12 protein-coding genes are annotated in these 8,361 nt (G+C 62.7%); 5 read left to right on the top strand and 7 right to left on the bottom strand.

What is annotated here, in order from left to right; translation table 11 throughout:
• The 3 genes from MOV63_RS05800 to MOV63_RS05790 form a co-directional block, all read right to left on the bottom strand.
• Positions 1 to 414 (bottom strand): ATP-binding cassette domain-containing protein (locus MOV63_RS05800; RefSeq protein ID WP_247032434.1); only part of this gene is annotated, 414 nt, incomplete at its 3' end.
• Positions 411 to 1,499 carry an iron ABC transporter permease gene (locus tag MOV63_RS05795; RefSeq protein WP_247032430.1) on the bottom strand — a complete coding sequence of 363 codons (1,089 nt, stop codon included), beginning with the start codon at positions 1,497 to 1,499 and terminating at the stop codon, positions 411 to 413. The genes MOV63_RS05795 and MOV63_RS05800, both read right to left, overlap by 4 nt.
• Positions 1,499 to 2,383: a hemin ABC transporter substrate-binding protein gene (locus tag MOV63_RS05790; RefSeq protein WP_247032429.1), complete on the bottom strand. Its 885-nt coding sequence runs from the start codon at positions 2,381 to 2,383 to the stop codon at positions 1,499 to 1,501. Before MOV63_RS05790 ends, MOV63_RS05795 begins: the two co-directional genes overlap by 1 nt.
• 163 nt (positions 2,384 to 2,546) lie before the next feature.
• On the opposite strand from MOV63_RS05790, the gene MOV63_RS05785 reads away from it, so the two are divergent.
• Entirely contained in the window at positions 2,547 to 2,894 is a 348-nt protein-coding gene (locus MOV63_RS05785; RefSeq protein WP_037076909.1) for an antibiotic biosynthesis monooxygenase, read from the top strand.
• 7 nt (positions 2,895 to 2,901) lie between these two features.
• Positions 2,902 to 3,420 carry a heme utilization cystosolic carrier protein HutX gene (hutX, locus tag MOV63_RS05780; RefSeq protein WP_247032428.1) on the top strand — a complete coding sequence of 173 codons (519 nt, stop codon included), beginning with the start codon at positions 2,902 to 2,904 and terminating at the stop codon, positions 3,418 to 3,420.
• A gap of 318 nt (positions 3,421 to 3,738) precedes the next feature.
• Here the strand turns inward: hutX and MOV63_RS05775 are convergent, their stop codons facing one another.
• Positions 3,739 to 3,984, bottom strand: a complete 246-nt coding sequence (locus MOV63_RS05775) for a hypothetical protein (RefSeq protein WP_247032423.1) — start codon at positions 3,982 to 3,984, stop codon at positions 3,739 to 3,741.
• 113 nt (positions 3,985 to 4,097) lie between these two features.
• Positions 4,098 to 4,286, bottom strand: a complete 189-nt coding sequence (locus tag MOV63_RS05770; RefSeq protein WP_038544703.1) for a DUF3008 family protein — start codon at positions 4,284 to 4,286, stop codon at positions 4,098 to 4,100.
• 155 nt (positions 4,287 to 4,441) lie between these two features.
• Here MOV63_RS05770 and MOV63_RS05765 point away from each other — a divergent pair, with 155 nt between their 5' ends.
• The 3 genes from MOV63_RS05765 (at position 4,442) to MOV63_RS05755 (ending at position 6,457) form a co-directional block, all read left to right on the top strand.
• Positions 4,442 to 4,702 (top strand): hypothetical protein, encoded by a 261-nt coding sequence (locus MOV63_RS05765; RefSeq protein WP_247032414.1) that lies wholly within the window; start codon positions 4,442 to 4,444, stop codon positions 4,700 to 4,702.
• A 166-nt stretch (positions 4,703 to 4,868) separates the two neighbouring features.
• On the top strand, positions 4,869 to 5,663 hold the full coding sequence (locus tag MOV63_RS05760) for a nucleotidyltransferase family protein (protein ID WP_247032448.1): 795 nt from the start codon (positions 4,869 to 4,871) through the stop codon (positions 5,661 to 5,663).
• 107 nt (positions 5,664 to 5,770) lie between these two features.
• Positions 5,771 to 6,457, top strand: coding sequence for a metallophosphoesterase (locus tag MOV63_RS05755; RefSeq protein ID WP_038549548.1), 687 nt, complete (start codon positions 5,771 to 5,773; stop codon positions 6,455 to 6,457).
• Positions 6,458 to 6,513: 56 nt separating this feature from the next.
• Here MOV63_RS05755 and MOV63_RS05750 read toward each other — a convergent pair whose 3' ends face one another.
• Together MOV63_RS05750 and lpdA are read right to left on the bottom strand one after the other, a co-directional pair.
• A complete protein-coding gene (locus MOV63_RS05750; protein WP_405029300.1) occupies positions 6,514 to 6,915 on the bottom strand; it encodes a DUF4087 domain-containing protein in 402 nt (133 codons plus the stop codon).
• 21 nt (positions 6,916 to 6,936) lie between these two features.
• Entirely contained in the window at positions 6,937 to 8,355 is a 1,419-nt protein-coding gene (lpdA, locus tag MOV63_RS05745) for a dihydrolipoyl dehydrogenase (protein WP_247032412.1), read from the bottom strand.
• Between the last annotated feature and the right edge of the window lie 6 nt (positions 8,356 to 8,361).

The raw sequence follows: 8,361 nt of genomic DNA, 5'->3' as shown, positions 1-8,361 counted from the left end.
CTGCTGCTCGCCACCCGACAGCGACGGATAGGGCCGGCTTTCGAAACCGCGCAGCCCCACGCGAGACAAGGCCAGGCGCGCCTGCTCGGTCGGATTGAGCGCCCCTTGCGCCACCGCGCCCATGCGGACGATTTCGAGCGCTGTGAACGGAAATGCAAGCTGCGTCGCCTGCGGCAGCACCGCCCGGCGCTTGGCAAGCTCGACCGGCTGGCAGAGATCGACGCTGGTGCCGTGATAGCTGACGAAGCCGATATCGGGTTTCATCTCGCCGGAGATCACCTTCATAAGCGTCGATTTTCCGGCGCCGTTCGGGCCTATGACGACGGTGAATCGGCCCGGCTCGAGATCGATGCCGACATTGTCGAGCAGTTTGCGGCCCGAGCGGGTGACGGTGACGTGTTCGGCGGAAATCATGGCATGTCCCGCGTGGTGATGCCGTTTTTACCCAGCAGCAGGAAGAGGAAGACCGGAGCGCCGAACAATGCGGTGATGACGCCGATCGGCAGTTCCGCCGGAGCGGCGACGGTGCGCGCGACGCTGTCGGCAACCAGCAGCAGCGCACCACCGCCGAGCGCCGAACCCGGCAGCAGGAACCGATGCGACGGCCCCATGACGAGGCGCAGCAGATGCGGCACGACGATGCCGACGAAACCGATCGAGCCGGCGACGGCGACGGTCGAGCCGCAGGCAGCGGCGACGGCAACGATGACGATCTTCTTCAGCCGCTGCACCGGTATTCCCATGTGGAAGGCGGCCGCATCGCCGAGCACCAGTGCGTCGAGCCCCCGCGCCACGAAGGGCATGATGAGCATCACCGCGCCGATGAAAGGCAGAATAGACAACACCCGGCCGAACGTGGCGCCGCCGAGCGAGCCGAGGCTCCAGAAGGTAATGTCGCGCAGCTGCCGGTCGTCGGCCATGACGATCATCAGGCCCATCAGCGCTGCCGAAAGCGCACCGATCGCAATGCCGGACAGGATCAGAGCCGTCGTCGACGTCCGCCCGTCGCGGGTGGCGATGAGATAGAGCGCCCAGGTGTTGAAGAGACCGCCGAAGAAGGCCATCAGCGGCAGGAACTGGTTGCCGAGCAGCATGGCGACCGGCGCCAGAATGCCGTTGCCGAGCACGATCGCCGCAACCGCGGCAAGCCCGGCGCCGGAGGTGACGCCGACAATGCCAGGATCGGCGAGCGGATTGCGGAACAGGCCCTGCATCATCGCGCCGGAGACGGCAAGCCCGGCGCCGACCAGCAGGCCGAGCGCGGTGCGCGGCAGGCGGACCGCTTCGAGGATCACCCGTTCCTGGGTGGACAGGCTGGCGCTGTTGCCGGTCGCATAGGTCCAGAGATCGCGCAGGCCGACGCCGGTCGGGCCGATACCGAGCGAAAGCAGGCACGCGGCAAACAGCATAACCGCCAGGAGAAGAAGCATGACGACGCCCTGGCGGGTCCGGTCTCCATCCTCCGCCGGCCGGAACGGCATCGCCAGCGCCTTCATCATCAGTTGATCGCCCCGGGATAGATCCGGGCGGCGAGCGAGCGGGCAGCGTCCGGGGTGCGCGGGCCGAAACCGAGCAGCAGCAGGCCGTCCATGGTGACCAGCGCCTTGTTGGCGGCAGCCGGCGTCGTCTGCATCGACGGCATCGTAAAAACCTGTTCCGGCGTCATGACGTGATCGCCGCGCGACATGGCGAGCACGACATCCGGCTTGGCCGCGATAACGGCTTCGTCGGCGAGCGGCTTGTAGCCGTTGATCGTCGGCGCGGCATTGATACCGCCGGCCATTTCGATCACCGCACCCGCTTCCGTATCGGCACCGCCGGCCATGACGCGGTTATTGGTGAGCGACAGCACGAACAGGACCTTCTTCTTCGGACCGGGAAGCTGAGCGACGTCAGCGGCGAGCTTCTTCAGCCCCTCTTCCGTCTTCACGGCAAGCGCCTCGGCCTTGTCGGAAAGCCCGACTGCCGCTCCCACGTCGCGGATCTTCCTGCCGATCGCATCCGCCTTCGGCGGTGTCGGGATGACCACCATCGGCACTTCGCTGGCTTTGAGGATTTCGATGACCGGCGGCGGGCCGGAATCCTGCTCCATCAGGATCAGATCGGGCTTCTGGCCGAGAATGCCTTCCGCAGACAAGGCGCGCATATAGCCGACGTCCGGCTTGGAGTTGGCCGCATCCGGATAGAAGCTCGTCGAGTCCCGTGCTACGATCCGGTCCTCGGCGCCAAGCGCATAGAGAATCTCGGTGATCGTGCCGCCGATGGAAACGATCCGCTTGGCCTCCGGATTGCCCTTGTCGGATGCAGCCGCGACGCCCGCGACGAGACCGGTGCCCAGGAGGACGGCTGTGAAAAGCCCCCTCAAGGTAAAGGAAGACCCCATGATACCCTGCTCCTTGTCTGCTCAAATCGAGGCGCAATATGCCTCGGGTCCGCCTGGCCGGCGGATATAACTTGAGTTGACTACGCAAGTTTTTTAGGCTTTTCAAGGGGACCGGCCGCAGATATCTTGAGCCGAAAGTGAAACTTTAAGTGAGGGACTATCCATGTACATCGCCATGAACCGATTCCGCGTCGTGCCGGGTTATGAAGAGGCGTTCGAAGCCATCTGGCGCGGCCGCCAGGGCCGCCTCGCGGAGCTGCCCGGTTACGTGGAGTTCCACATGCTCAAGGGCCCGAAGGCGGAGGATCACACCCTCTATGCATCCCATACCGTGTGGGAAACCTTCGAGGACTTCCAGGCCTGGACGAAGTCGGAACAGTTCCGCGCGGCGCACGCGAATGCCGGCAACAACCGCGGCAAGGTGGAATATCTTTCCGGTCCGCATTTCGAAGGTTTCGAAGTGATCATCCACGAAGACAAGAACGGCGTGCGCGCCGACGCTGCTGCCTGAGGTCCTGATGAACGCCGTTTCCGAAATCAGCCCGGACCGTCGCCAACGGGCTCTCGCCGCCCTTGCGGAGAAGCCCGACGGCGTCGTCGAGGCGATCGCCGCCAATGCCGACGTGACGCCCGCCGAGATTCTCGAAATCCTGCCGAAAGGCGCGGCGATCATCGCCGACAAGGAGAGGTTCGCCGACATCTGGGCCGAGATGAGCACCTGGGGGGAGGTTCTTTTCATCGTCCATACCGAAGACATCGTGCTGGAGGCCGAAGGCAGCCTGCCGATGGGTTCGGAAGGCCACGGATGGTTCAACATCCACGGCGACAGCCCGATCGGCGGTCACATCAAGAAGGACAATTGCGCGTCGGTGACCTTCGTCGATCGTGCCTTCCACGGCCGTCGCTCCTGCTCGGTCTGGTTCATGAATGCCAAGGGTTCGGCGATGTTCAAGGTCTTCGTGAAGCGGGATGCCGCACGCGAACTGATCGCCGAGCAGCTTCAGAAATTCGAAGCACTGCGCAACAGCTACGCTTGAGCAGTGGCCGTTCCGTGAGTTTTGGTGATTCGGACGAAAAATAACCGTTCGAATCACTTTTCAGCGGAACCTTTCCTTTTCTCGTGCATTTGCAGCGTTATGGCAGGCCTTGCGAAGCAGGCTGGCGGCTGCGTTACGATCGTTTCAGCCCCCCGTACCGCCCCTTGAGGTGATTGTCATTGAATGAGGCGCCGCCGCGCCATAGGCGGACCGATCGCTTGGCCATGAGGCAGAGAAGAGCGATCCTTAGCGGCGCGGCGCGCCTCATCGACTTTTCCAGCCTCATCGAGGCTTGCTCATCGAGACTTGAAAGACGCGCTAGAGAGCCGGCACCCATTTCCAGAAAACGCCTTCCATACGCTCCGGATAATATTTGAACTCGCATTCGAAGCGGCGGCCGTAGGCTTCCGCCGCCTTCAAGGCTGCATCGCTCACGGGGTTCATGCCCGTTCCGGGCGCAAACCAGTCTTCCATCAGGTCGTCCGGAATATAGACACCGATCCTCAGCGGCAGGGCGGTCAGCGTCTTGTCGAGTTCTTCAGGCGGTATGGTTTCAGGCGGCATGACTTTTCCTCCTCCACGAAAAGACGAACGTCCCAAAGAACGTCCGTCTTTCCGCGAAGTTCCGGTCTCGGACCGGCAGCCCGATCTGGCGTCTCGGCAAATCGGGTATCTCGTCAGTGATGGGCGGCGTGGTCGGGCTTGCCCTTGCGCTTGGTCGAGGCGAAATCTTCAAGCTGCTTTTCGCTCATGGATTTCTCCATGCCCTTCGAAGCGCCCTTGAGTTCGCTCTTCTTCATATCGCCGCGTTTGGCCGCAAGCGCCGCGCCGGCTGCCTTCTGCTGTGCTTTGGATTTCGCTGGCATGTCTGCCTCCTGGAGTTTGCACGCTTAATTAACAGTCAGCCGCAGCTTTGGTTCCCGGCTGGCGATCGGCGGAACCTGTTGCGTTGCCAACGGTTGAGAGATGAGCCCGGATGGATGTCTGGAATGGCTCGACATCAGAGAAAGGAACCATCGCCATGGACGCCAAACGCCCAGCTGCCGACAGCGGCAAGACCCCAGCCGACGGCAACAAGACCAATGACGCGCTCCAGGAGCAATTGGACGACGAACAACTGGACACCACCAACCCGGAAGTGCTGAAGGAAGCCGCAAGGCTCGGCGGCAGCGACGCCTATCTGGTCGAGAGCGATCTTGAGGACCGGGACGGGCGCGAAGACGGCGACCAGCCGGACGGCCGCGCCAGCCCTATGGCGAATGCCGATAATCCCGAACGCTGAAGCGTCACGACAGTCGCAAAATGACCGAAAACGGAACCTCCGGGCATGCCCGGGTGTTCCTCTGCGCGAAGCCACATTTCGGAGATCCGTAATGAATGCTGAAGCGAATGCCGCGCAGAATCTGCCGAGGGAGAAGGCTACCCATCCGGTCGACACCATGCCGGGAATGGAGGTGAAGGCTGCGCCGACGCTTGCCGACGCGGATTCCGAAGCCTTTGTCGCCGAGGCGGTCGAGGATCTGGCCAAGTGCCATATCCCGTTCCTGCTGGCCGGCACGTTCGCCATCAGTGCCTATACGGGCATCACCCGGCAGACGAAGGATCTCGACATCTTCTGCAAGGCCGGCGACTACGCCCGCATCCTCGCCCATTTCAAGGACAAGGGTTATCATATCGAGGTCGAGGACGACCGCTGGCTCGGCAAGGTGAAGAAGGGCCGGCACTTCTTCGACGTCATCTTCGCCGCCTCGAACGGCACCATGCCGATCAGCGACGCGTGGTTTGAAAACGCCCGCCAGATCGAGATGAACGGCCACAAGGTACGGATCATCGCGCCGACCGAACTCATCTGGTCGAAATGTTTCGTGCAGCTCCGCCACCGCTATGACGGCGGCGATATCGTCCATATGATCCTGCGCGCTCATGACCAGATCGATTGGGAACGGCTGCTGAGCCATATGGAAGTGCATTGGGAAGTGCTGCTGATCCACCTCTTGAACTTCCGCTGGATCTACCCGACCGAGCGCGACAAGGTGCCCGACTGGCTTCTGGACGAACTGCTCGACCGCCTGAAGGCGCAGCGCGAACTGCCGCTGCCGCAGATGAAGATTTGCCGCGGTCGCATGTTCAGCCGAGTGGATTTCGAGATCGACGTCAAGGAATGGGGTTTTGCAGACGTCGGCGGCGAAGGCGACCTTCGCGACGGCGTCGAAGAGGAAATGGCCGAAGGAGGCTTAGGGTGAGCAAAGCAACCGACGCGAAGAGCGTCACCGTCCAGACGGAAACAAAAAAGGCTGACAGCGACAAGGCATCGACGAAGAAGGCGAACGGCAAGCAGCGGATCGCAGCGATGGGCGACCTGCACATCAAGGAGCACGGTTCGGCGTCCTACAGGGAGCTGTTCAGCGAAATCTCGCAGGCTGCCGATATCCTGGTACTGACCGGCGACCTGACCGATCTCGGCAAACCGAAGGAGGCGGAAATACTGGCGGCCGATCTGCGCTCCTGCTCGATCCCGATCGTCGGCGTGCTCGGTAATCATGATTACGAATGCGGCTGCGTCGAGGAGGTCACCCATATCCTGAAGGATGCCGGCATCCACCTGCTGGAAGGCCAGGCCGTCGAGATCAATGGCGTCGGCTTTGCAGGCGCCAAGGGTTTCGCCGGCGGTTTCGGCCGCCACATGCTCGGCTCGTTCGGCGAGCCTGCGATCAAGGCGATGGTCACCGAAAGCGTCGAGGAAACCATGAGGCTCGAAAACGCGTTGCGCCAGGTTCGCTCGGAACGGGCCATGGTCATTCTGCACTACGCGCCGATCCGTGAGACCGTGATCGGTGAGCCGGAGGAGATTTATCCGTTTCTCGGCTCGTCGCGCCTTGCCGAGACTATCGACCGGTTTCCAGTCTCTGCCGTGGTCCACGGCCATGCCCATCGAGGCACTTACGAGGGCAAGACGCCCGGCGGCGCCCCTGTCTACAATGTCGCCTCGCATATCGAGAAGCCGACCGGAAAGCCGTATGCGCTGCTCGAGCTTTAGGCCGTTATCGCGACCAAACTCCTCTGGACAGGACACCGGGCGGGAGGCCTAATTGTTCATCGAGGCTCGCTGAGTGCCGGATCGCGTCGGCATTTTGAAAGGGGCAGCTGGCGGGTGGAGTAAATCTCCCGGACGATTTCGTCCTTGCCAGTCGAAACGTTCATGCAAAAGCAGGCGTAGCCATGGCTGTAGTTTATGGTCACATGCTCGCCCTCAGCCATGTCCTTGATCTTGTCCATGCCTTTGGCTTCGTAGCCGCCCTGAAGCATGATTAGCCATTCATTCTGGGCATCGATCAGCGTCCAGTTGCGCGGCGTCGGATTGACCAGCCAACCGCAACGCGTTTCGGCAAGCGCCGCCGCCGGCACAAGCAAGCACGAAAAGCATATCGCAAATAGTTTCTTCATCATCGCCTCCCGTTCAACATAGGAATACGCTGCGGCGATCCACGCGTCCACGGCGATTTGCTGCCGATATGCTCACATATGCAGCGCATGCCCCAGCGCCTTCAGCGCCGCCTCCGCAAAAGCCTCCGATTGCGTCGGATGCGCGTGGATCGTCCCGGCGATATCCTCCAGCCTCGCCCCCATCTCGATCGCCAGCCCGAAAGCGGCCGAGAGTTCGGAGATGCCAGCGCCGACAGCCTGGATTCCGAGCACAAGGTGGTTGTCCGCCCGCGCCACGATGCGGACAAACCCTTCCTCTGCCGATAGCGTCATCGCGCGTCCGTTGGCGGCGAACGGAAACTGCCCGACCTTGATCTCGCGGCCCTGCGCCTTCGCCTCGTCCGGCGACAGGCCCACGGAGACGATTTCCGGATCGGTGAAGCAGACGGCGGGGATGGCCCGCCTGTCCCAGGAACGGCGCTTGCCAGAGACGATCTCCGCCACCATCTCGCCCTGCGCCATTGCCCGGTGCGCCAGCATCGGCTCGCCGGTGACGTCGCCGACCGCATAGATGCCGCGCATCGAGGTGCGGCACTGCTCGTCGACCTTCAGGAACCTGCCGTCCATATCGAGTTCCAGCTCCTCGCGGCCCCAACCTTCGGTCACCGGCTTGCGGCCAGCCGTGACGAGTACCTTGTCGGCAGCGATGCGTTTCTCCTCGCCGGAACCGGTCTCCGCCAGCAGCGCCTCGCCGCTGGAAGACAAGCCCTTGACCTTGGTGCCGAGCAAAACCTCGACGCCCAAAGCCGAGAGCCGCTTGGCGACCGGCTGGGTAAGCTGCGTATCGTAGAGCGGCAGGATGCGGTCGAGCGCTTCGACGATCGTCACCTTCGCTCCGAGCTTGGCAAAGGCGAGCCCAAGTTCGAGGCCGATATACCCGGCGCCGACCACCGCCAGCCGCTGCGGCAGCTCGGTCAGGGACAGCGCGCCGGTGGAGGAAATCACCTTAGCCCCGGAAGGCGATGCCGAGCCCCCGAACGGCAGCATCGGCAATTCGACCGGTGCCGAACCGGTGGCGATGACGACGTTTTCGGCACGGATGACCTGCTCGCCCGTCTCGGTCTCCACCGCGACCGTCTTGCCGTCCCGGAATTTCGCCCGCCCGACGACGATCTTGACGCCGGCTTTCTTCAGGAGGCCCGCGACGCCCAGCGTCAGCCGGCCGGTAATGCCGTCCTTCCAGGTCATGGTTTTGGCAAGGTCGATCGCCGGATTGTCGGCCTTGATGCCCATTGCATTTTTGCCCGCCGCCATCGCGACGGTCTTCGCGAAATCGTCGGCCGCATGGATGATTGCCTTGGAGGGAATACAGCCGATATTGAGGCAGGTACCGCCCGGCTTCGCCATCTCGACGATGACCGTGTCGACCCCCAGCTGGCCGGCCCGGATGGCGCAAACATAGCCTCCCGGACCGGCCCCGATGACGAGGAGCTTGCAGGTGATCTCTTTCATTGTTCT

The organism is Neorhizobium sp. SHOUNA12A (assembly GCF_023006505.1).
In the GTDB taxonomy this organism is placed as follows: Bacteria; Pseudomonadota; Alphaproteobacteria; order Rhizobiales; family Rhizobiaceae; genus Neorhizobium.
This window is presented reverse-complemented; position numbering and strand designations above follow the sequence as displayed.

What these genes read in the sequence shown, in the direction of transcription:
- MOV63_RS05795 (WP_247032430.1), bottom strand. Translation starts at nt 1,499, where the DNA reads ATGATGAAGGCGCTGGCGATGCCGTTCCGGCCGGCGGAGGATGGAGAC.
- MOV63_RS05790 (WP_247032429.1), bottom strand. Translation starts at nt 2,383, where the DNA reads ATGGGGTCTTCCTTTACCTTGAGGGGGCTTTTCACAGCCGTCCTCCTG.
- MOV63_RS05785 (WP_037076909.1), top strand. Translation starts at nt 2,547, where the DNA reads ATGTACATCGCCATGAACCGATTCCGCGTCGTGCCGGGTTATGAAGAG.
- hutX (WP_247032428.1), top strand. Translation starts at nt 2,902, where the DNA reads ATGAACGCCGTTTCCGAAATCAGCCCGGACCGTCGCCAACGGGCTCTC.
- MOV63_RS05775 (WP_247032423.1), bottom strand. Translation starts at nt 3,984, where the DNA reads ATGCCGCCTGAAACCATACCGCCTGAAGAACTCGACAAGACGCTGACC.
- MOV63_RS05770 (WP_038544703.1), bottom strand. Translation starts at nt 4,286, where the DNA reads ATGCCAGCGAAATCCAAAGCACAGCAGAAGGCAGCCGGCGCGGCGCTT.
- MOV63_RS05765 (WP_247032414.1), top strand. Translation starts at nt 4,442, where the DNA reads ATGGACGCCAAACGCCCAGCTGCCGACAGCGGCAAGACCCCAGCCGAC.
- MOV63_RS05760 (WP_247032448.1), top strand. Translation starts at nt 4,869, where the DNA reads ATGGAGGTGAAGGCTGCGCCGACGCTTGCCGACGCGGATTCCGAAGCC.
- MOV63_RS05755 (WP_038549548.1), top strand. Translation starts at nt 5,771, where the DNA reads ATGGGCGACCTGCACATCAAGGAGCACGGTTCGGCGTCCTACAGGGAG.
- lpdA (WP_247032412.1), bottom strand. Translation starts at nt 8,355, where the DNA reads ATGAAAGAGATCACCTGCAAGCTCCTCGTCATCGGGGCCGGTCCGGGA.